The organism is Streptomyces sp. JLYT201, assembly GCF_059448825.1.
Genome location: NZ_CM182551.1, coordinates 3,937,793 through 3,958,460 on the forward strand (window position 1 = coordinate 3,937,793; position 20,668 = coordinate 3,958,460).

General features: G+C 70.0%; 19 protein-coding genes. 5 read left to right on the top strand and 14 right to left on the bottom strand.

Going from position 1 to position 20,668, the window contains the following annotated elements; translation table 11 throughout:
- Positions 1–85: 85 nt before the first annotated feature.
- Positions 86–1,771, bottom strand: a complete 1,686-nt coding sequence (locus AC5WAM_RS15835; protein ID WP_495522948.1) for an FAD-binding oxidoreductase — start codon at positions 1,769–1,771, stop codon at positions 86–88.
- Between the two features lie 258 nt (positions 1,772–2,029).
- Positions 2,030–2,992 carry a LysR family transcriptional regulator gene (locus AC5WAM_RS15840; RefSeq protein ID WP_138961475.1) on the bottom strand — a complete coding sequence of 321 codons (963 nt, stop codon included), beginning with the start codon at positions 2,990–2,992 and terminating at the stop codon, positions 2,030–2,032.
- A 63-nt stretch (positions 2,993–3,055) separates the two neighbouring features.
- Between AC5WAM_RS15840 and AC5WAM_RS15845 the strand changes: the two genes are divergently transcribed.
- Both AC5WAM_RS15845 and AC5WAM_RS15850 read left to right on the top strand, forming a co-directional pair.
- Positions 3,056–4,351, top strand: coding sequence for an MFS transporter (locus tag AC5WAM_RS15845; RefSeq protein ID WP_495522949.1), 1,296 nt, complete (start codon positions 3,056–3,058; stop codon positions 4,349–4,351).
- A 220-nt stretch (positions 4,352–4,571) separates the two neighbouring features.
- The gene (locus tag AC5WAM_RS15850) at positions 4,572–5,555 is read left to right on the top strand and encodes a sigma-70 family RNA polymerase sigma factor (RefSeq protein WP_366789293.1); all 984 of its coding nucleotides are present in this window, start codon (positions 4,572–4,574) and stop codon (positions 5,553–5,555) included.
- Here the strand turns inward: AC5WAM_RS15850 and AC5WAM_RS15855 are convergent.
- The 10 genes from AC5WAM_RS15855 to AC5WAM_RS15900 all read right to left on the bottom strand — a co-directional run bounded on the left by AC5WAM_RS15855 (position 5,466) and on the right by AC5WAM_RS15900 (position 17,214).
- On the bottom strand, positions 5,466–5,867 hold the full coding sequence (locus AC5WAM_RS15855; protein ID WP_366789291.1) for an STAS domain-containing protein: 402 nt from the start codon (positions 5,865–5,867) through the stop codon (positions 5,466–5,468). The two genes, AC5WAM_RS15850 and AC5WAM_RS15855, sit on opposite strands and share 90 nt — an antisense overlap.
- A gap of 244 nt (positions 5,868–6,111) precedes the next feature.
- Positions 6,112–7,389, bottom strand: coding sequence for a thymidine phosphorylase (locus AC5WAM_RS15860; RefSeq protein ID WP_172383406.1), 1,278 nt, complete (start codon positions 7,387–7,389; stop codon positions 6,112–6,114).
- Between the two features lie 98 nt (positions 7,390–7,487).
- A complete protein-coding gene (locus tag AC5WAM_RS15865) occupies positions 7,488–7,880 on the bottom strand; it encodes a cytidine deaminase (protein WP_366789289.1) in 393 nt (130 codons plus the stop codon).
- Positions 7,877–9,139, bottom strand: a complete 1,263-nt coding sequence (locus tag AC5WAM_RS15870) for an ABC transporter permease (RefSeq protein WP_366789288.1) — start codon at positions 9,137–9,139, stop codon at positions 7,877–7,879. Before AC5WAM_RS15870 ends, AC5WAM_RS15865 begins: the two co-directional genes overlap by 4 nt.
- The gene (locus AC5WAM_RS15875) at positions 9,136–10,260 is read right to left on the bottom strand and encodes an ABC transporter permease (RefSeq protein WP_366789287.1); all 1,125 of its coding nucleotides are present in this window, start codon (positions 10,258–10,260) and stop codon (positions 9,136–9,138) included. Before AC5WAM_RS15875 ends, AC5WAM_RS15870 begins: the two co-directional genes overlap by 4 nt.
- Positions 10,257–11,888, bottom strand: a complete 1,632-nt coding sequence (locus AC5WAM_RS15880) for an ABC transporter ATP-binding protein (protein WP_495523594.1) — start codon at positions 11,886–11,888, stop codon at positions 10,257–10,259. The genes AC5WAM_RS15875 and AC5WAM_RS15880 overlap by 4 nt, the downstream gene beginning before the upstream one ends.
- Before the next feature lie 201 nt (positions 11,889–12,089).
- A complete protein-coding gene (locus AC5WAM_RS15885; RefSeq protein ID WP_366789285.1) occupies positions 12,090–13,145 on the bottom strand; it encodes a BMP family lipoprotein in 1,056 nt (351 codons plus the stop codon).
- A 492-nt stretch (positions 13,146–13,637) separates the two neighbouring features.
- Complete coding sequence (locus AC5WAM_RS15890) at positions 13,638–14,735, bottom strand: BMP family lipoprotein (RefSeq protein WP_366789284.1); 1,098 nt, start codon at positions 14,733–14,735, stop codon at positions 13,638–13,640.
- Positions 14,736–15,069: 334 nt separating this feature from the next.
- Positions 15,070–16,320, bottom strand: coding sequence for an amidohydrolase (locus tag AC5WAM_RS15895; RefSeq protein ID WP_366789335.1), 1,251 nt, complete (start codon positions 16,318–16,320; stop codon positions 15,070–15,072).
- 414 nt (positions 16,321–16,734) lie between these two features.
- Complete coding sequence (locus tag AC5WAM_RS15900; protein WP_495522950.1) at positions 16,735–17,214, bottom strand: ATP-binding protein; 480 nt, start codon at positions 17,212–17,214, stop codon at positions 16,735–16,737.
- Positions 17,215–17,449: 235 nt separating this feature from the next.
- On the opposite strand from AC5WAM_RS15900, the gene AC5WAM_RS15905 reads away from it, so the two are divergent.
- The 3 genes from AC5WAM_RS15905 (at position 17,450) to AC5WAM_RS15915 (ending at position 18,952) form a co-directional block, all read left to right on the top strand.
- Positions 17,450–18,301: a helix-turn-helix domain-containing protein gene (locus AC5WAM_RS15905; RefSeq protein WP_495522951.1), complete on the top strand. Its 852-nt coding sequence runs from the start codon at positions 17,450–17,452 to the stop codon at positions 18,299–18,301.
- Positions 18,302–18,317: 16 nt separating this feature from the next.
- Positions 18,318–18,521, top strand: a complete 204-nt coding sequence (locus tag AC5WAM_RS15910) for a DUF397 domain-containing protein (RefSeq protein ID WP_495522952.1) — start codon at positions 18,318–18,320, stop codon at positions 18,519–18,521.
- 221 nt (positions 18,522–18,742) lie between these two features.
- Complete coding sequence (locus tag AC5WAM_RS15915) at positions 18,743–18,952, top strand: DUF397 domain-containing protein (RefSeq protein ID WP_366789280.1); 210 nt, start codon at positions 18,743–18,745, stop codon at positions 18,950–18,952.
- Positions 18,953–18,959: 7 nt separating this feature from the next.
- Here AC5WAM_RS15915 and AC5WAM_RS15920 read toward each other — a convergent pair whose 3' ends face one another.
- Positions 18,960–19,727, bottom strand: coding sequence for a hypothetical protein (locus AC5WAM_RS15920; RefSeq protein ID WP_495522953.1), 768 nt, complete (start codon positions 19,725–19,727; stop codon positions 18,960–18,962).
- A 553-nt stretch (positions 19,728–20,280) separates the two neighbouring features.
- A complete protein-coding gene (locus tag AC5WAM_RS15925) occupies positions 20,281–20,661 on the bottom strand; it encodes a hypothetical protein (protein WP_495522954.1) in 381 nt (126 codons plus the stop codon).
- Positions 20,662–20,668: the final 7 nt, after the last annotated feature.

The window sequence follows — 20,668 nt, forward strand, 5'->3', positions numbered from 1 at the left end:
TCGGCCGCGGGTGCTTCGTGGCTGGTCGCGCAGTTCCCCGCGCCCCTTCGGGGCGCTCCAGTGGAGGCGCGGGGAACTGTGCCCGTTACGGCAGGCGGATCGACTGGGCGTGGCGGAAGACGTCCTTCGGGTCCCAGGCCGCCTTCGCCTTCTGCAGACGCGCGTAGTTGTCCTTGTAGTACAGGCTGTTCCACGCGGTCGACGAGGTGTTCCAGGCGGCGTCGCCGAGGTCCTTGTCGGGGTAGTTGACGTAGCAGCCGTCGTTGATGTCGCCCGGCACCGGGACGCCGCCGGTCTCCGCGTACACGTCCTTGTAGAACTCGCGGATCCAGGCCACGTGCTTGGCCTCGTCGGCCGGGTTCGTCCAGTAGGTCTGGTACTGGAGCTTGAGCACCGAGTCGCGCTGCGGCACGGCGGTGTCGCCGGGCTTGACGGCGTTGATGCGGCCGCCGTACGAGTCGATCTGGACCAGCGCGTCACCGTTGCTGTAGTCGGTGCGCGTCAGGTGCTTGTACATCGCCTTGATCTGGGTGGTGGAGAAGCCCTTGCGGGCGTACGCCGACTTGTACTTGCCGTACAGCGTGGGGTTGCCGCCGCTGAGGTAGTCGGTCGCGATGTACCAGGGCAGCGTGCGCGGCTTGGCGAACTGCGGCATGGCCGCGTGCTCGCCCGCGCGCTGGGTCATGGCCTGGCGGGTGGCGCTCACGCCCGCGAAGACCGCGGCCAGGTAGTCGTCCAGGAGGGCCTGGGCGTCGGGGACCGTGGCGTCCATCTGCGTGAGCAGGGCGATCTCGGAGTTGGCGCCGGCCTTCTGGTTCAGCTTCAGGAGGCCGAACAGCGAGTTGTACTTGGAGTCCGGCGCGGAGTTCTGCTCGTGCCAGGCGCCCCAGTTCTGGATCAGCCGGGTGAAGGACGCCTCGGTCAGGTCGGCCCACTTGACGGCCGTGGCGTGCACGAAGACCTCGGACGGGGGCTTCGGCAGGAGCTTGGTCGGGTCGGTGCCGGTGGCGCCGGGCGAGCGCAGCCAGTAGCGGGTGATCAGGCCGAAGTTGCCGCCGCCACCGCCGGTGTGGGCCCACCACAGGTCCTTGAGCGAGGCGTCGGTGGAGTCGCGGGTCGCGACGACGGCCTTGGCGGTGCCGTTCTTGTCCACCGTGACGACCTCGACGCCGTAGAGGTGGTCGACGGTCAGGCCGTGCAGCCGGGAGAGCAGGCCGTAGCCGCCGCCCGATATGTGGCCGCCCGCGCCGACGGAGGCACAGGAGCCGGCCGGGAGCGTGACGCCGTACAGCTTGTAGAGCGTCTCGTAGATCTGGAGGTTGGAGGCACCGCCCTCGACGGCGAAGGCGTTCTTGGCGCTGTCGTAGTAGACCTGGGTCATCCCCGACATGTCGATGACGACCTGGACGTCCTTGTTGAAGACGAAGTCCTCGTAGCAGTGGCCGCCGCTGCGAACGGTCAGCCGCTTGCCGGCGGTGACGGCGTCCTGCACGGCCCGCACCGCCTGGGCGGTGGTGGTGACGAGGCGGACGTAGTCGGGCTTGGCGACCCAGCGCTGGTTGGTGCCGCGCACCAGGTCGGGGAAGCGCGGGTCGCTGGGGCTGACGGTGATGTAGTCGGACGTCGCGGAGGTGGCGTCGGCGGCCGCGGCCGTGCGCGGGGCCGCCTGGGCGGTCGCGGGCAGGGCCGAGCTGACGGCCGCCCCACCGGCGACGGCGGCGGCACCGGTCAGGAGGGATCTGCGACCCAAGGATCTGTCGTTCTTTGCCATGTATGCCTCACTTGTCTCGCACCTGGCCACACTCCCCCAACGGGCATGGCCACACAGGAAGTTGAAGACCCATCGAACGATGATCGATCAGAGCCTAGACCAGCGTTACGGGTGTGACGCAACACCTCGATCGATAAAACTGTCCGAACTGCCAGTGAAAACCTATTTGGTTGCAGCATGTGCAACTCGTCCTACTGGCAAGTCCTATTCATAACCGGGCGATTGGGGAATTCCGCCGGACGGTCATGAGCTCCCTGGTCAGCGCGGCAGCAACTGGCCCCGCCTGCTGAGCAGGAACCGCTTGAACGCCGCCACCGGCGCGGTGTCCGGATGCCCGTCCAGCCACGCCACGCCGACCTCGCGGACCGCCCGCTGCCCGGTGACGGTCAGCTCCACCACCCCCGGCCGGGCCACGGCGGGCGGCGGGAGCAGCGCCACGCCGAGCCCGGCGGCCACCAGGCCGCGCAGGGTCTCGGCCTCCTCCCCCTCGAAGGCGATCCGGGGCCTGAACCCGGCCTCGGCGCAGAGCGCGTCGGTGATCCGCCTGAGGCCGTACCCCGGCTCCAGGGTCACGAAGGCCTCGTCGGCGGCCTCCGCCAGGCGCACCCGCTTGCGCCCGGCGAGCCGGTGGTCGTCCGGCACGACCAGCCGCAGGCGCTGCTCGTCCAGACGGCGGGCCACCAGATCGGGCGCGTCGGGCACCGGCGAGGTCAGACACAGGTCGAGCTCCCCGGCGCGCAGCCGCTCCAGCATGGCCTCGCCGTAGTTCTGCACGAGGCTGAACCGCACGCGCGGGTGGTCGGCCCGAAAGGCCCGGATGAGGCCGGGCACCGTCTCGGACCCCATCGTGTGCAGAAAGCCGAAGGCGACCTTGCCCGAGGCCGGGTCCGCGTCGGCCCGCACGGACTCGGCGGCCCGGCCGACCTCGGCGAGCGCGCGCTCGACCGAGCCGAGGAAGGTGCGGCCCGCGGGGGTCAGCGACACCGTGCGCCCGTGCCGCGCGAACAGGTCGACGCCCAGGTCCCGTTCGAGCCTGACGAGCGCGCGCGACAGGGTGGACTGCGGCACCTGGAGCTCCTGGGCGGCGCGCGTGACGTGCTCGGTGCGCGCGACCCCGGCGAAGTACGCCAGGCGCGGGGCGAGCAGCCGCACGATGTGATCCGTGTCCTGTGTGTCACTGTTCTGCGACAGTCGGGCCTGTGACCTCTGCTGATGCTGCATGGGATGGATTATCGCCGTTCCATGCATTGGACGCATGAGACGGCGCGGTCCTACGTTCGTGACATGCCTCCTGCCAGTAGCGGGGCGTCCGCCACCCACGCGGTCGCCCTTCCCCCGTCGTCCCCCGCTCCCGAAGCCACCCCCGCGCGCGACTCCCGCATGGCACCCGGAGGCCCCGGCTACCGCCGCATGAGCTTCGCGCTCTTCCTCGCGGGCGTCGCCACCTTCGCCCTGCTGTACTCCACGCAGGCGCTGCTCCCCCTGATCTCCGCCGACCTGGGCGTGAGCGCGTCCACCGCGAGCTGGACGGTGTCCGCCGCGACCGGCGCGCTCGCCCTGTTCGTCCTGCCGCTGAGCGCCCTGTCGGAGCGGTACGGCCGCCGCACCCTGATGACGGCGTCACTCGCCGTGGCCGTCGTGGTCGGTCTGCTCGTGCCGCTCGCCCCCTCCGTGGGCGCCCTGATCGCGCTGCGCGCGGTGCAGGGCGCGGCGCTCGCCGGACTGCCCGCCTCCGCGATGGCCTACCTCGCCGAGGAGGTGCGGCCCAAGGCCCTGGTCGCCGCGATCGGCATGTTCGTGGCGGGCAACTCCATCGGCGGCATGAGCGGCCGCATCGTCACCGGCTGGGTCGCGCAGGCCTGGGGCTGGCGCTGGGCCCTCGCCGTGGTCGGCGCCGTCGCGGTCCTGTGCGCGCTCGCCTTCCGCGCGCTGCTGCCCGCGCCGCGCCACTTCACGCCGGGCACGCTCAGCCCGAAGTCCCTGGGCCGCACGGTGCGTTCGCACCTGTCGAACCCGCTGCTGCGCCGTCTGTACGCGATCGGCGCGCTGTTCATGACGGTGTTCGGCGCGGTCTACACGGTGATCGGCTACCGCCTCACCGAGGCGCCGTTCTCGCTGCCGCAGGGCGTCATCGGCTCGATCTTCCTCGTCTATCTGGTCGGTACGGCCTCCTCGGCCGCGGCCGGGAAGCTGGTGATGCGGCTCGGGCGGCGCGGCGCGCTGTACCTGGCCGCGAGCACGACGGCCGCGGGCCTGCTGCTCTCCCTGTCCACCGACGTCCTCCTGGTGCTGCTCGGCCTGGTCCTGATCACGGCGGGCTTCTTCGCGGGCCACGCCGTGGCGTCCTCGTCGGTGAGCCACACGGCCACGCGGGGCCGCGCGCAGGCCTCCGCGCTCTACCAGTCCGCGTACTACGTGGGCAGCAGCGCGGGCGGCACGCTCGGCGCGGTCGCCTTCCACTCCGGCGGCTGGGGCGGGACCGTGGCGCTCGGCGTGCTCGCGGTGGTGGGCGTCGTGGGGATCACGCTGTTCGGGACGCGGGCGGCGCGGCGCGTGACGCCGGTGGCGAGCGCCTGCTGACGGCACCGGGGGCGAGCGCCTGCCGACCGGACCGGTGGCCGGGCGCCTGCTGACGGCGGCGGCGCGCCGGTGGCCGGGCGCGGGCGCGCGCCCATAGCGCAAACAACCCCCGTGAACTGCCGTTTCCGCCGCTCCGGAGGCCGTTGTCAGTGGGCTGCGGTAGCTTCCGGTGTGCTGGGGCGTCCGCGCCGGCGAGGCAGAGGCACAGGGGTGGGTTGGGATGAGCCGGACCGTTGGAGCGACCACCGAGCTGGACGCGAGCCTGGAGAAGCACCGCGTCGAGCTCACGGGGTACTGCTACCGCATGCTGGGCTCGGCCTTCGAGGCCGAGGACGCCGTGCAGGACACGATGGTCCGCGCCTGGCGCAGCTATGAGAAGTTCGAGGGCCGCTCCAGCCTCCGCTCCTGGCTGTACCGCATCGCGACGAACGTCTGCCTGGACATGCTGAACGCGGGCAACCGCCGCGCCCGCCCCATGGACCTGACCGCGTCCACGCCCCTGGCCCAGGCGGCCCTCAACCCCCGCGCGGACAACGTCTGGCTGGAGCCGATACCGGACGCCCGCGTCCTGCCCTCGGTCAGCGACCCCGAGGAGGCGGCCGTCGCCAAGGAGTCCGTGCGGCTCGCCTTCGTCGCCGCGCTCCAGCAACTGCCCGCCAAGCAGCGGGCGGTGCTCATCCTGCGCGAGGTCCTCGCCTGGAAGGCCAGCGAGGTCGCCGAGCTGCTCGGCACGACGGTCGCCTCCGTGAACAGCGCGCTGCAGCGGGCCCGCGCGACCCTCGCCGAGCGCCCCGCCGACGACACCGCGACGTCCGACCCGCTGGACGAGGAGCAGCGCAAGCTCCTCGACCGCTATGTGAAGGCCTTCGAGGGGTACGACATGGCGGCGCTCACCGCCCTGCTCCACGAGGACGCCGTCATGACGATGCCGCCGTTCGACCTGTGGCTGCGCGGGCCGCAGGACATCACCGGCTTCATGTCGACGATGGGCGCGGCGTGCGCGAACTCCCGGCTCCTCCCGGTGGAGGCGAACGGCACGCCCGCGTTCGCGCAGTACAAGCCCGACCCGGACAACGGCGGCTTCATGCCCTGGGCGATCCAGGTCATCGAGCTCTCAGCGGGCCGGGTCGCGGGGTTCCACTGCTTCCTCGACACCGAGCGGTGGTTCCCGCTGTTCGGGGTCCCGCTCCACCTCGACGCATAGCTCCGCGAGGCCGACCAAGCGCAGCAGCGCCCACAGGGCCGGGGTGGGGCCGCGCAGGCGCAGCCCCACGTCGGCCCTGCGGGCGGCGAGCCGCAGCCTGGCCACGGCCTCGACGGTGGCCAGGTCCGCGGTGGTGACGCCGCGCAGGTCGCACACCACCGGGCCCTGGCCGGGCCCGGCACGCCGGTCGAGCTCGGCGCACAGCGCCGGGATGTCGTCCTTGCGGACGGGGCCGGTGATCACCATGTGGTTCGCGGGGTTCTCGTCGGAAGCTGCCACGTAGGAGGGACCGGCGAGGTGGGGCGAACTCATCGGTGCGCGGTTCTCCCCCACCCCGCCCCTTCCCGAAACCGGGGCTCCGCCCCGGACCCCGTATCGGCGCTCCGCGCCTCGTCCTCAAACGCCGGACGGGCTGAATGGTCTCCGGCTCGGGCCGTGGGTATTCAGCCCGTCCGGCGTTTGAGGACGAGCGCGCCAGCGCGACAAAGGGGCGGGGTGCCAGGGGCGGCCAGCCCCTGGCTCGGTAAGGGGCGGGCCCGGGGCGCCCCGCGAGGGATCAGCCCACCCGCTCCAGGACGATCGGCTTCGCCGAGAACGCCGTGCCCTCGGGAGCGATGTCGTACGCGCCCGCGAGGGACTCAAGGGCGTACGCGAAGCGCTCGGGGGTGTCCGTGTGGAGGGTGAGGAGGGGCTGGCCCGCGGTGACCGTGGTGCCCGGCTTGGCGTGGAGTTCGACGCCGGCCCCGGCCTGCACCGGGTCCTCCTTGCGGGCCCGGCCCGCGCCGAGGCGCCAGGCCGCGACGCCGACGTCATAGGCGTCGAGGCGGGTGAGCACGCCGGAGGACGGCGCGGTCACGACGTGGGTCTCGCGCGCCACCGGCAGCTGCGCGTCGGGGTCGCCGCCCTGCGCGGCGATCATGCGGCGCCAGACGTCCATCGCGGAGCCGTCGGCGAGGGCCTTCGCCGGGTCGGCGTCCGGCAGGCCCGCCGCGTCGAGCATCTCGCGGGCCAGGGCGAGGGTCAGCTCCACCACGTCGGCCGGGCCGCCGCCCGCGAGGACCTCGACGGACTCGCGGACTTCCAGGGCGTTGCCCGCCGTGAGGCCGAGCGGCGTGGACATGTCGGTGAGCAGCGCCACCGTGCGGACGCCGTGGTCGGTGCCGAGGCCGACCATCGTGGCGGCCAGTTCCCGCGCGTCCTCGATCGTCTTCATGAACGCGCCGGTGCCGACCTTCACGTCCAGGACGAGCGAGCCCGTCCCCTCCGCGATCTTCTTCGACATGATGGAGGAGGCGATCAGCGGGATCGCCTCGACCGTGCCCGTCACGTCGCGGAGCGCGTACAGCTTCTTGTCGGCGGGGGCCAGGCCGTCGCCCGCCGCGCAGATCACCGAGCCGACGCCGTCGAGGACGTTCAGCATCTCCTCGTTGGAGAGCAGGGCGCGCCAGCCGGGGATCGCCTCCAGCTTGTCCAGGGTGCCGCCGGTGTGGCCGAGGCCGCGCCCGGACAGCTGCGGCACGGCCGCGCCGCACGCGGCGACCAGCGGGGCGAGCGGCAGCGTGATCTTGTCGCCGACGCCGCCGGTGGAGTGCTTGTCGGCGGTGGGGCGGGACAGGGACGAGAAGTCCATGCGCTCGCCGGACGCGATCATCGCCGCCGTCCAGCGGGCGATCTCACCGCGGTTCATGCCGTTGAGCAGGATGGCCATGGCCAGGGCCGACATCTGCTCGTCGGCGACGGCACCGCGCGTGTACGCGTCGATGACCCAGTCGATCTGCTCGTCGCTCAGCTCGCCCCGGTCCCGCTTCGTACGGATGACGGAGATGACGTCCATGGCATTCCTTCCGGCAGTGACAGTCGTGCGTAGACGGGACTCTACGCGCATAGAGAAAGGGGGTTGAAGAAGGCCCCCGCCGACGGCGGGGGCCTTGTTCAGTCGAGGTTCTCGGGGCCGAACGCGTCCGGCAGCAGCTCGGCGAGGCTGCGGACGCCCGAGGCCGTCTCGATCAGCAGCCCGGGACCGCCGAACTCGTACAGGAGCTGGCGGCAGCGGCCGCAGGGCATCAGGATGTCGCCCTTGCCGTCCACGCAGGTGAAGTGGGTGAGGCGGCCGCCGCCGGTGAGCTGGAGCTGGGAGATCAGACCGCACTCGGCGCACAGGCCGAGCCCGTAACTGGCGTTCTCCACGTTGCAGCCGGTGACCGTGCGGCCGTCGTCGGCCAGGGCCGCCGCGCCGACGGGGAAGCCCGAGTAGGGCGCGTAGGCACGGGACATGGCCTCGCGCGCGGCGTCCCGCAGGGCCTCCCAGTCGGCAGCGGTGGTCACTTCCCTTGTCCCTTCCGGTACGGCAGGCCGTTCGCCTTCGGCATCCGCAGGCGTTGGGCCGACAGCGACAGGACCAGCAGCGTCACGACGTACGGCGTGGCCGTCACGACCTGGTTCGGCACCTCGTCGGTGAGGCCGTACCAGGCGAACATCAGCGCCGAGATCACCGCGGTGACCGCCGCGGGAACGTAGCGCTTGCGCCACACCAGGTAGATCGCACCGATGACCAGAAGGATGGCGATCAGCAGGAGCAGGGCGTGGACATTCGTGCCGCCGCCCCGCAGCTTCAGGCTGTCGGTGTAACCGAACAGGCCCGCGCCGATGGCCAGTCCGCCCGGCATCCAGTTACCGAAGATCATCGCGGCGAGGCCGATGTAGCCGCGGCCGCCGGTCTGGCCCTCCAGGTAGATGTTCGAGGCCACCAGGGACAGGAAGGCGCCGCCGAGCCCGGCGAGGCCGCCGGAGATCATGACCGCCAGGTACTTGTACTTGTAGACGTTGACGCCGAGGGACTCCGCGGCGACCGGGTTCTCACCGCAGGAGCGCAGGCGCAGGCCGAAGGACGTGCGCCACAGGACGAACCAGCTCAGCGGCACCATCGCGATGGCGATGAGCGTCAGCGGCGAGACGTCGGTGAGCAGCCCGCCGAGCAGGCCCGCGAGGTCGGAGACCAGGAACCAGTGCTTCTGGTTGAGGTCCACCAGCCAGTCCGAGAGGCCCGGCACGGAGAACTTGCCGAGCGAGTCCACGCCCGGCGACTGCTTGGAGGTGCCGCCGTCCGTGCCCTCGAAGGCGTACGTCGACAGATAGCGGGTGGTGCCGAGGGCGAGGATGTTGATCGCCACGCCGGACACGATGTGGTTGACGTTGAACGTGACCGTGACGATGGCGTGCAGCAGGCCGCCGATCGCCCCGCCGAGGATGCCGAAGACGATGCCGACCCACGGGCCCCACTGATAGCCCGCCCAGGCGCCGAACCAGGTGCCGAGGATCAGCATGCCTTCGAGGCCGATGTTGACCACGCCCGCGCGCTCGGCCCACAGGCCGCCGAGACCCGCGAGTCCGATCGGCACGGCCAGGCGCAGGGCGCCGGACATCTGGCCGGTGGAGGTGATGCCGTGGGCGTCCGTGATCAGCCGTACGACCGAGGTCAGGACGAGCACGCCCGCGATGATCAGCAGCAGGACGGGGAGCGAGATGCGGCGGCGGCCCGGCGCGGGCTTCGCGGGCGCGGCCTTGGTGACGGTGGCGGTGCTCATCGCGCGGCCACCTCCTTCACGGAGTCGTTGGTGCTTGCTGCGGACGCGGCCGCGGCGAGTTCCTCACCCACGCGCTGCTGCTGGCGGCGCAGCCCCCAGCGGCGCACGGCCTCGTACGAGACCACGACGGCGATCACGATCAGGCCCTGCATGATGACCGCGATCTCCTTGTCGTACCCCTTGTAGTCAAGCGCCGGGGACGCCTTGTCGAGGAACGAGATGAGCAGCGCGGCGAAGGCGATGCCGACCGGGTTGTTGCGGCCGAGCAGCGCGATGGTGATGCCGGTGAAGCCGAGTCCGGTGGGGAAGCTCAGGCTGTAGGTGTGCACGTCGCCGAGGAGGATCGGCATGCCCGCGAGACCCGCGACCGCGCCGGAGATCAGCATGGCGGTGAGCACCATGCGCTTGGCGTTGACGCCGGACGCCGCGGCGGCCGACTCGGAGGCGCCGGTGGCGCGCAGGTCGAAGCCGAAGCGGGTGCGGTTGAGGACGAGCCAGTACAGGACGCCCGCGAGGACCGCGACGACGACGAAGCCGTAGATCTCGCCGGAGGAGCCCATGTCGATGCCGGGGAACCAGCCGGAGGAGTGCATGACGCCGGTGGTCTGGTTGTTGCCGACCGGGACGCCGAAGTTCTCCTCCAGGGTGAGGTAGCCGATGACGCTCGTCGCGATCGCGTTGAGCATGATCGTCGCGACGACCTCGCTGACGCCCCGGGTGGTCTTCAGGATGCCCGCGATGCCCGCCCAGAAGGCGCCGGTGAGCATCGCCACCAGGATGAGCAGCGGGATCTGGAGCCCGGACGGCAGCGAGACGTGCGCGCCGACGACCGCGGTGACCATCGCGGCGAGGCGGTACTGGCCGTCCACGCCGATGTTGAACAGGTTCATGCGGAAACCGACGGCCACCGCGAGCGCGGCCAGGTAGTACATCCCGGCCTGATTGATGATCAGGACCTGGATGTCCGAGTAGGTGGCCTGCTCGAACATCAGGCTGTACGGCTCGATCGGGCTCTTGCCCGAGGCGACCAGGACGACCGAGGTCAGCACCATGGCCGCGACGAGCGCGATGACCGGCCCCGCCAGAGCGAGGAGCACGCGCTCCTTGTCGAACTTCTTCATCGGGCCTCGTCCTCCGGACCGGCGTCTTCCGTGACGTCCTCCGCTGCCGCGGCGGACGTGGTGTTCTCGGGTTCCTCCACGTGCTCCAGGTGACCGGAGGCCGCGCCCGTCATCGCCGAACCCAGCTCCTCCGGGGTGACCGTGGCCGGGTCGGCGTCCGCGACGAGCCGGCCGCGGTAGATCACCCGCAGCGTGTCGGACAGGCCGATCAGCTCGTCCAGGTCGGCGGAGATGAGGAGCACGGCGAGGCCCTCGCGGCGGGCCTCGCGGATCTGGTCCCAGATCTGCGCCTGCGCGCCGACGTCCACGCCGCGGGTGGGGTGCGCGGCGATGAGGAAGCGCGGCTTGTGGCTCATCTCGCGGCCGACGATCAGCTTCTGCTGGTTGCCGCCGGACAGCGAGGCCGCGGTCACGTCGATGCCGGGCGTACGGACGTCGTACTCCTCGACGATGCGACGGGTGTCGGCCTGGGCGCCCTTGGGGTCGAGCCAGAAGCCCTTCGCGTTCGGCTTCTCGGTCACGTGGCCGAGGATGCGGTTCTCCCACAGCGGGGACTCCAGGAGGAGCCCGTGGCGGTGGCGGTCCTCGGGGATGTAGCCGACGCCCTCCTCGCGGCGCTTGCGCGTCGCCCAGGCGGTGATGTCCTCACCGGCGAGCCGGACGGCCCCGGAGTCGGCGTGCTTGAGGCCGATCAGGGCGTCGATCAGCTCGGTCTGGCCGTTGCCCTCGACACCGGCGATGCCGAGGACCTCGCCCTCGTGGATGGTGAAGGAGATGTCGTCGAGGAGCGCCCGGTCCGAGTCGCCCGCGAGCAGCTTGAGCCGGTCGACCTCCAGCATCGGCCGGTCGGTGACCGTCGACTCGGCGGTCTCCGGCGTCGGCAGCTCGCTGCCCACCATCAGCTCGGCGAGCTGGCGCGGGGTGGTCTGCGACGGCACGGCCGTGCCCACGGTCGTGCCGCGCCGGATGACGGTGATGTCGTCCGCCACGGAGAGCACCTCGCCCAGCTTGTGCGAGATGAAGATGACGGACAGGCCCTCGGACTTGAGCTCGCGCAGGTTGTCGAAGAGCGCGTCGACCTCCTGCGGCACGAGCACGGCGGTCGGCTCGTCGAGGATGAGCGTGGTGGCGCCCCGGTACAGGACCTTGAGGATCTCCACGCGCTGGCGGTCGGCGACGCCGAGGTCCTCGACGTGGGCGTCCGGGCGCACCCCGAGGCCGTAGCGCTCGGATATCTCCAGGACCTTGCGGCGGGCCCCGGCGCCGATGCCGTACAGCTTCTCGCTGCCGAGGACGATGTTCTCCAGGACGGTGAGCTGGTCGGCGAGCATGAAGTGCTGGTGCACCATGCCGATGCCGCGCGCGATGGCGTCGGCCGGGCTGCCGAAGGCGACCTGCTCGCCGTCGACGGCGATGGTGCCCTCGTCCGGCTTCTGCATGCCGTAGAGGATCTTCATCAGCGTCGACTTGCCGGCGCCGTTCTCACCGACGAGGGCGTGGACGGTGCCCTTGCGGACGCTCAGATGGATGTCGTGGTTGGCGACCACGCCGGGGAACCGCTTGGTGATTCCGGCGAGTTCCACCGCGCACGTGGTGGCGGTGGGCGGAGGGGTGGTGGACGCGTCGATGGCGCACTCTCCTCGGGGACTTAAAGGAAAGGGGCCTGCGCCGCGCACGCGGTGTGCCCCTGCTTCACGCCTCAGACGCCACCGCGCCCCGCCAACTGCGGCGCTTCGTACGGTGGTTGAGGCTGGCCGCGCGAACGGGGCGCGAGCGGACCGTTCGGTCCATGGTGCCCACACCCCGTTCCGCGGCCGTGACGCCGCTCGTTACAGCTTCGTCTTGACCTTGATCTTGCCGCTGCCGATGCCCTGCTCGGCCTTCTTCAGGGCCGCCTGCAGGTCCTTCATCTTCATGAACTCCGGGTTGGAGTCGGCCAGGCCGACGCCGCCGGACTTGAGGTCGGCGCGCACGACGCCGCCCTCGGCCTTGCCATCCTGAACCGACTTCACCAGGTTGTACACCGCGCCGGAGACGTCCTTGGTGGCCGACGTCAGGATGTACTTCTTGTACTTGTCGAGGGCCTTCTGCCGGTACTGGTCGGAGTCGACGCCGATCGCCCACACCTTCTTGGCGGCGGCGGCCTCGATCACGCCCTGGCCGGAGAGTCCTGCGGCGTGGTAGACCACGTCGGCGCCGCCCTCGATCTGGCCGCTGGCCGCCTCCTTGCCCTTGTCCGGGCTGGAGAAGCCGCCGTCCTCGGGCTTGTCCGTGAGGAACTGGCGCTTGATCTTGACCGACTTGTCGGTGGCCTGGACGCCCTGGACGAAGCCCGCCTCGAACTTGCGGATCAGCGGGTTGTCCACGCCGCCGACGAAGCCGACGGTCTTGGACTTGGTGGCCTTGGCGGCGGCGACGCCGGCCAGGTAGGAGGACTGCTCCTCGGTGAAGACCAGGTCCGCGACGTTCTTGGCGTTGATGGTGGCGTCGTCGACGATGCCGAAGGTGACGTCCGGGTGCTTGGCCGCGACCTCCTTGACGGCGGGCGCGTAGGCGAAGCCGACGCCGATGACCGGGTTGTAGCCCTGCTTGGCCAGCTCGGTGAGGCGCTGGATCTTGTCGGCGTCGGACTCGCCGTCGGTCGGCTCGACGGCCTTCTTGCCGATCTTGAAGTCCGCGGCGGCCTTGTCCATGCCCGCCGTGGCGGCGTCGTTGAAGGACTGGTCGCCCGCGCCGCCGACGTCGTACGCGATCGCGACGCCCTTCTTCTTGCCTCCGTCGTCGCTCTTGGCGGCGTCGCTTGAGGTGCCGCCACAGGCGGAGACGGTGACGGCGAAGGCGGCGGTCGCGGCGGACGCGAGCGCGAGTCGGGACACCCGGCGCATAGGGACGAACTCCTTTGGACAACGCCCTGACGTGTACGACGCGGGTACGACCGCCACGCGTGCGGGGGTGCGCTGCTGCGCGTGCACACGCTGCGGATACGTACGGAGGCGTACGCGAGGACGTACGTGAGGCGCGCCTCACCCGGCGCGATTTCGCCGCAGCGTAACGCGCGTAGACCTGACATAAGAACCCTTCTGTCCGGTCCGTTATCGAGCTGTGGCCGCCGGGCGTCGGCCAGGTGACACCTGGTCGACGCCGTCCGGACGGGACGGATCCGCCGGGGCGCAACGGGTTATACGTACGACGTGTTAACGCGGCGTGGACGGGGCAACGCCGTAGTTATACGTACGACGTGAACCTGCACACGGGGGCCGGCCCCTGGGCCTCGAACGGGCTTGTGGGCCGGGCCCCTCCGCCCCGGGCCGATCGGCCTTCGGCCTCGTCCTCGAACGCCGGACGGGCTGGGTGACCCCGCGGCCGCCCCCTGTGCGCTATGGCTTGATCTTGACCTTCACCTTGCCGCTGATGATGTCCTTCTTCGCCTGCTCGACCGCGGCCACGACGTCCTTCATCCGCTGGTACTCGGGGTTGGAGTCGGAGAAGCCCACGCGCCCCGACTTCAGGTCGTACCGCTGTGTGCCGGTCACCGGCTTGCCGTGGACCACCGACTTCGTCAGGTCGTACACCGCCCCGCCCACGTCCTTGAAGGCCGAACCGAGGATGTACTTCTTGTACTTGGCGAGGGCCTTCTGCCGGTACTGGTCGGAGTCGACGCCGATCGCCCACTTCTTCTGCGACCCGGCCTCCTGGATCACGCCCTGCCCGGAGAGCCCGGCCGCGTGGTAGAGCACGTCCGCGCCCGCTTCGAGCTGGCCGCTCGCGGCGTCCTGGCCCTTGTCGGGGCTGGCGAACCCGCCCTCCTCCGGTTTCTCGGTCAGATAGCGCCGCTCGATTTTGATCTTCGGGTCGACCGACTTCACGCCCTGCACGAACCCGGCTTCGAATTTGTGAATGATCGGAATGTCGACGCCGCCGATGAATCCGACGTGTTTGGCCTTGGTCGTCTTCGCGGCGGCGACTCCGGCGAGATAGGAGCCCTGTTCCTCGTGGAAGACGAGATCGGCGACGTTGTCGGCCCGTACGGTGTTGTCGTCGATGATCCCGAAAGTGGTGTCCGGGTACTTCTTCGCGACTTCCTGGATGGCGGGCGCGTAGATGAAGCCGACGCCGACCACCGGGTCGTACCCCTGGCGGGCGAGCTGTTCGATGCGCTGGGTCTTGTCGGCGCTGGACTCGCCGTCGCCGGGCTCCATGTCGACGCCGCCGATCTTGAAGTCCTTGCGGGCCCGCGCATAGCCGCTGTGGGCCGCGTCGTTGAAGGACTGGTCGCCCTGCCCGCCGATGTCGTACGCGAGTCCGATGCCCTTGCCCTGGTACGCGCCGCTCTTCTTGCCGCCGTCGTCGTCCTTGGCGGCGTCGCTGCTGGTCTCGCCGCAGGCGGTGGCCACGAGGGCGAGGGCCGCGACCGCCACGGCCGCGCGGGAAATCCCTGCTGATCGGGTGGTGCGAAGCTGACGACGTCGACGCATAGGACGTACCCCTTACGTTCCGAACGTTCCCCGACGCACCTGGAACGGCGCGGATTCCGGCGCACACTAACGCGCGTAGAAAGGGAGGGAAACGGTTTCGGCGGGGGCCGTTATCGATTCGTGGCGGGATGGCCGCGGGGTCCCTGGCGGGATGGCTGCGGGGTTCATCGCGGCATGGCCGCGGGGTCCCTGGCGGGATGGCCGCGGGGTGGATCCCGGGGGCGGGCCGTGGCGCCTTGTGGGTGCCGACGGCGACGCTTCACGGGATCCCGGCCGGGTGGCTTCTGGCGGTGCGGCCGTGGTGCGTACGGGACGTCCTGTGGGCTCGCGGGCCTCAGGACGTGCGGTCGGCCGCGTCGAGGAGCGCGGCGGCGGTGAAGAGCTCCACGCCCACGGTGATGGCGTGCTCGTCGGCGTCGAAGTCGCCCTGGTGCAGGTCGCGTACGCCGCGTTCGCCGGGCGTACGGACGCCGAGTCGCGCCATGGCGCCCGGGACGTGCTCCAGGTACCAGGAGAAGTCCTCGCCGCCGAGGCTCTGCTCGGTGTCCTCGACCGCGTCGGCGCCGCGCCGCGCGGCCATCGCGTCCCTCAACAGGTCTGTGACGACGGGGTCGTTGACGACGGGCGGCACCCCGCGCACGTAGTTGATCGCGGACTTGGCGCGGTGCAGGTCGGCGATCTCCTGCACGGCCGCGTGCACGATGTCGGGGGCCTGCCGCCACGCGTTGATGTCGAGGCAGCGGATGGTGCCGGAGAGCTCGGCGTGCTGCGGGATCACGTTGCACGCGTGGCCCGCGTCGATGCGGCCCCAGGTGACGGAGAGCCCCGAACGGGCGTCCACGCGCCGGCCGACCAGGGCCGGGACCTCGCTGACGACCTTCGCGGCGGCGGTGACCAGGTCGGTCGTCAGATGCGGCCGTGCGGTGTGGCCGCCGGGCCCGGCGAGGGAGACCTCCAGGCGGTCGCAGGCGGAGGTGATCGGGCCGTGGCGCAGGCCGATGCGGCCCGCGTCGACGCGGGGGTCGCAGTGCACGGCGATGATGCGGCCGACCCCGTCGAGCACGCCACAGGCGACGGCGTCCGTGGCACCGCCGGGGAGCACCTCCTCCGCGGGCTGGAAGATCAGCCGCACCGGGTGCGGCAGGCGGCCCTCGCGGGCCAGTTCGGCGAGGACGAGTCCGGCGCCGAGGACGACGGTGGTGTGGACGTCGTGGCCGCAGGCGTGGGCACGGTCCGGGACGGTGGAGCGGTACGTGGCGCTGGTCTTGGTGTCCGGAATGGGCAGGGCGTCGATGTCCGCACGCAGCGCGAGCACGGGGCGTCCAGCGGTGTCCGGGGTGCCCCCGACGTCGCAGACGAGCCCGGTCCCGACCGGGAGCACGCGGGGCGTGAGCCCGGCTTTCTCCAGGCGCGTCTTGATCGCCGCGGTCGTGCGGAACTCCTGGTTGCCGAGCTCCGGATGCATGTGCAAGTCACGCCGGAAGGCGATGAGTTCGGCGCGCAGCGCTGCTGGCAGCGCGCCGGGCAGATTTCCGGGCGGCGCGGATTCGGCTCCTTCGGGCGCGTCCGTGGACGCGCGGGACATCAATTGGTTCACCCTGTGAAGGGTAAGGCGCTGCACCCGTCAACTAAGCCTCGATCAACAAAAGTTCAGCCAGATTGAGGTAAGTTCGCTGGCCCGCGAGCGCATGCGCGGCTGGTACGGCGGGTATGAAGGTGGGTTACCTTCCGCACACCCAGAGAGATCACCGCAGGTCAGAGGTCTCCACCTTTGGGGTGGGTCGTCATCCTTGGGGTGGAGAGTACGGACTTCAGCGGGTTTGGGTGGCGAGGTGGGGGCGCGTGTGGTAATCGAACATGCGGGCGGTCAAGAGTGGGCGTGTCCCGTGCCGGGACAAGCTCGACCACCGCCTTGGAGTTTTCGGAATAGATCATTCCGAGGGGACGGCACAGCCCTGCTTCGCGCCCGCCCGGGCACGGGTGTGCGCATCCGCTGCCGTCACGCCACCACCTCCAAGGCCAGCCCCGGGGCCACCACCTCGAACCAGAGCAGCTTGCCGCCCCGACCGAAGAGGTCGTCACCGAGCGCGAAGCCGCCCCACGCGTCGGCGCACAGCCGGACGAGGTGGAGACCACGGCCGTGGTCGGCGCCCGGCGGGGCGGGACGGAGGGGCGGGCGGTGCACGGCGCCCGCGTCGAACGGGGGCGGGATGCGCGGGTCGGTGTCCCACACCCCGACCCGGATCCCATGGCGCGGACCGTCAAGGCCGCGCACGCGGAGGGCGGCGGGCCCGGACGTGTGCCGGTAGGCATTGGTGACGAGTTCAGAGGTCAACAGCTCGGCGGCGTCGAGGAGTTCGAGGGGGCCGTGCGCGGCGAGGGCTGCGCGGAGGGTCATGCGGGCGACGCGGGGGGCTCTGGGGTCGTGCGGGAGGTGGAGAACATATGACCAGGCCGGGGCAGGGGCTACGGTGGGCATGGGTGACTCCTGGGGCGGTGGGAGTTGGGCAACGGGACGGTCGGGCCCAGCGATGGCATGCCGCGATTCGCTACGGTGCGTTGCACTTTCGGCTTCTGGAACGCGGCAGTTGAGGCCGACCACGGCAACCGTAGGCCGACAGATGGCCTATATTCCATCGGAAGAGAGGAATAGGGCCCATCACCACTCGTGTGAGTGACGGGGCCCTTCCGTGCGCACCCGAGAGGGGACGGATATGCCGCCCGGCAAGCAACCCACGCTGCGGCAGCGGCGACTCGGCGCTGAGCTGCGCAAACTACGTGACCGCGCCGGACTGTCCACCAACCAGGCCGCGTCCCGACTCGGCGTCAACCAGTCACGCGTCAGCAACATCGAGGCAGGTCGCTACGCCGTCGGACCTGACCGCGTACGCGCCATCGCCCGCAACTACGCCTGCGCCGACTACAGCCTCATCGAGGCTCTGGTCGGCATGACGGGCGGCCGGACGCGCGGGTGGTGGGAGGAGTACCGCGGTCTGCTGCCACACGGACTGCTGGACCTGGCCGAAGTCGAACATCACGCCGCCGCACTACGGGTGGCGCAAGCACTGCACATTCCCGGGCTGTTGCAGACCGCCCAGCATGCCCGTGCCCTCTTCGGCGACGCGGTCCCGCCCCTGCTACCGCATGAGATCGAACACCGGCAGTCGTTCCGGATCAAACGACAAGCCGTTCTGTACGGCGATGCGCCACTCCGATACACAGCTGTCATCCACGAAGCGGCTCTGCGCATGCAGGTCGGCGGCCCCACTGTGGCTGCGGATCAGCTGGCCCACCTGGCCGAGATGGGCCAGCTCGACAACGTCACGGTGCTGGTGATCCCGTTCGGCCGAGGAGCCTTCCCCGGCTCAGGGCAAGGGCTCGACTACGCGAGTGGTCCCGTCGCGCAACTCGACACCGTCCAGATCGATACCGAACATGGGAGTGAATTCATCGACGCCGCCGCTCAGTTGGAGCGGTACAGAACAGTCCTGGACCGCCTGGAAACGCTCGCGCTGTCCGCCGAGGAATCCCGCGCACTGATCCACCAAGCAGCAGCCCGAGCCTGAAGGAACCCCTGATCCCATGCTGACCTGGCAGAAGTCCTCCTACAGCTCAGAGGCATCGTCTTGCGTGTACGTGGCCGCAGGCCCCGACGGCACCGTCCTCCTCCGGGAAAGCGACGACCCCCAAACGATCCTCACCACCCACCCCGCCCAACTCGGCACCCTCATAACGGCCCTCAAGACCGGCACCGCGCCCACCCGAGGGCGCACTTCCCAGCCGTAGCCCTCCCCGGCAAACTTGCGGCCGCGCCACCGCTGTCCGGGTGATCCCCCTTCGGCGGCACCTCGTTCCCCACGGCGGGGCACGGTCTCGACTACGCGCATGGTCCGGTCCCGCGCTCGACACAGCGCAACTCGACCGCATGGAAGAGGTCACCCTCAAGCAGGATGCTTCCCGTGACGTCATCCACCGCCTGGCACGGAATACCTGAGGATCAGTACCCCATGGACGCACTCAACTGGCAGAAGTCCACCTACAGCGAGAACGCATCTTCCTGCGTCTACGTGGCCGCAGGCCCCGACGGCACCGTTCTCCTCCGGGAAAGCGACGACCCCCAAACGATCCTCACCACCCACCCCGCCCAACTCGGCACCCTCATAACGGCCCTCAAGACCGGCACCGCACCCACCCGAGGGCGCACTTCCCAGCCATAGCCCAGATTCAGTGCGCCGCCTTCGCCACCTTCGCCAACTGGGCCTTGACCAGCGCGCGGTCAGGCTTCGTGACCTCCCAGGGCGCCTCCAGGTCGGTGGCGTTGAAGGTGACAACGGTCGAGCCACTGCGCACCACGGTGAACATGGCGCCGGCGTCCTCCCCGTGTGCGCCGCCCCACACCACGTACGAGACCGACTCGTCCCCTAGGCCCTCGGGGGACTGCTCCTGGACTTCGTTGTACGCGCCGTTCCCGCCTTCAAAGCCGTTACCGCACTTCGTCACCGCGGCCCGCAGTTTCGCCAGCACCTTCTTGGCGCCGGATCCGTCGTGCGCCGCGAGGCCCACGACGAGCTTCGTGCCCTTCGGCTCGTTGTACGTGGAGCCTTTCTCGACGACGGAGAGGGGATGGAACGCCTTGGGCTCGGGGCTGGACCCGTACGACAACATGTCGTCCAGCGGTCGGCACCGCGCCGGATCGGCGATGGATCCGCCCTTCCCGAACGCCGCCGCCAGCGCGTTGTTCATCGGCCTGATCCTGCGCCCGGCCACGTCCTCGGCGGCGAGCGCCATCTTCTTCAACGCCGCCCGACGATCCCCACCCGTCTGCGCCTGCCCGTCCGCCTTCTCGGCCTTCACGCCCTGCGAAGCATCGCGGCCCTTCCCCGCCCGCTCTTCCTCCCCATCGGAGCCCGCGCCACAGGCGACCACGCCCAGAAGAACCGGCGCGACCACGGCACCCGCACACCACGAACGCCGCCTGCGAAAGATGCGCATAAGACTCTCTCTATTCCGTAGATCACCAACGACTTGCCAAGGCGAAACACCCTGCCGACAAAGCCGCGCCCACTGCACGCGGGCGTCGCGTTCTGCAACCCCCGCCGGGACCCGCCCGACGGGGGCTCTGGTTTCCCCGTCCGCTCCCAGCATCGGCTTGAGCGCCACATCCGCACCGTCAGGAACGAACAGAGCACCCGAGTCGACGTACCCTTCACCCGCCTGTTTCTCGGTCACATCCGACGGGCCTGATTCCCCTCCACGCCTGCCCGTGCGGTCAACTCTCCCACCTCCAGAACCTCCTGATACGCGCCCATCACACATTTAAGGAAATCATCCACCTGGTCCGATAAAAGGTGGAGTCGGGTAATAGCCTCACCGGCCAGGCCAGCGACCTCACCGAAAGCCACTCCCGCCAAACCGCATCGAGATCTCCCAGCAGAACACAAATGAGGGCAGCGCCAGCATATAGCCCGAATTCAAAGGCCTCGAACATGACGGAAAATAAGGCCCGGAAGAAACCCCCGAGCCTTATCTTTAAACGGTTGAGAGGCTACTCATCGTTTTCCCTCAACAAGATCTGCACCTTTGACGGAAATTGCGGATCATCCACCATCACCGAGCAGAAGACCGAGCCACGAAACCCCGAAAATTGCATTCGAGCATACTCATTCGGGTCATGCAGTACAAGCCAACCAGACGGGCACGGGAGCGACACTTCAAAGAGACTCACAGGCAGCATCGCAGGAGGGGCTGACTTCCACACCTCGCATTCGACAGGACCGTCAACACTGGCTTGTACGCCAAAGACGAGTGAGCTGCCCTCCCGAAACCAGCTACTCGACGATGGATCCCAGCCGGTGACGTCATCTTCGCTTCCCGCATCTCGCAAGATCAGGGATCCATGCTCGATCTTTGCCAGCAGTGCAACCACTGGACCA

Excerpts from the sequence above, each read along its gene's own strand:
- AC5WAM_RS15835 (WP_495522948.1), bottom strand. The coding sequence starts at position 1,771 with ATGGCAAAGAACGACAGATCCTTGGGTCGCAGATCCCTCCTGACCGGT.
- AC5WAM_RS15840 (WP_138961475.1), bottom strand. The coding sequence starts at position 2,992 with ATGCAGCATCAGCAGAGGTCACAGGCCCGACTGTCGCAGAACAGTGAC.
- AC5WAM_RS15845 (WP_495522949.1), top strand. The coding sequence starts at position 3,056 with ATGCCTCCTGCCAGTAGCGGGGCGTCCGCCACCCACGCGGTCGCCCTT.
- AC5WAM_RS15850 (WP_366789293.1), top strand. The coding sequence starts at position 4,572 with ATGAGCCGGACCGTTGGAGCGACCACCGAGCTGGACGCGAGCCTGGAG.
- AC5WAM_RS15855 (WP_366789291.1), bottom strand. The coding sequence starts at position 5,867 with ATGAGTTCGCCCCACCTCGCCGGTCCCTCCTACGTGGCAGCTTCCGAC.
- AC5WAM_RS15860 (WP_172383406.1), bottom strand. The coding sequence starts at position 7,389 with ATGGACGTCATCTCCGTCATCCGTACGAAGCGGGACCGGGGCGAGCTG.
- AC5WAM_RS15870 (WP_366789288.1), bottom strand. The coding sequence starts at position 9,139 with ATGAGCACCGCCACCGTCACCAAGGCCGCGCCCGCGAAGCCCGCGCCG.
- AC5WAM_RS15875 (WP_366789287.1), bottom strand. The coding sequence starts at position 10,260 with ATGAAGAAGTTCGACAAGGAGCGCGTGCTCCTCGCTCTGGCGGGGCCG.
- AC5WAM_RS15885 (WP_366789285.1), bottom strand. The coding sequence starts at position 13,145 with ATGCGCCGGGTGTCCCGACTCGCGCTCGCGTCCGCCGCGACCGCCGCC.
- AC5WAM_RS15890 (WP_366789284.1), bottom strand. The coding sequence starts at position 14,735 with ATGCGTCGACGTCGTCAGCTTCGCACCACCCGATCAGCAGGGATTTCC.
- AC5WAM_RS15895 (WP_366789335.1), bottom strand. The coding sequence starts at position 16,320 with ATGTCCCGCGCGTCCACGGACGCGCCCGAAGGAGCCGAATCCGCGCCG.
- AC5WAM_RS15900 (WP_495522950.1), bottom strand. The coding sequence starts at position 17,214 with ATGCCCACCGTAGCCCCTGCCCCGGCCTGGTCATATGTTCTCCACCTC.
- AC5WAM_RS15905 (WP_495522951.1), top strand. The coding sequence starts at position 17,450 with ATGCCGCCCGGCAAGCAACCCACGCTGCGGCAGCGGCGACTCGGCGCT.
- AC5WAM_RS15910 (WP_495522952.1), top strand. The coding sequence starts at position 18,318 with ATGCTGACCTGGCAGAAGTCCTCCTACAGCTCAGAGGCATCGTCTTGC.
- AC5WAM_RS15915 (WP_366789280.1), top strand. The coding sequence starts at position 18,743 with ATGGACGCACTCAACTGGCAGAAGTCCACCTACAGCGAGAACGCATCT.
- AC5WAM_RS15920 (WP_495522953.1), bottom strand. The coding sequence starts at position 19,727 with ATGCGCATCTTTCGCAGGCGGCGTTCGTGGTGTGCGGGTGCCGTGGTC.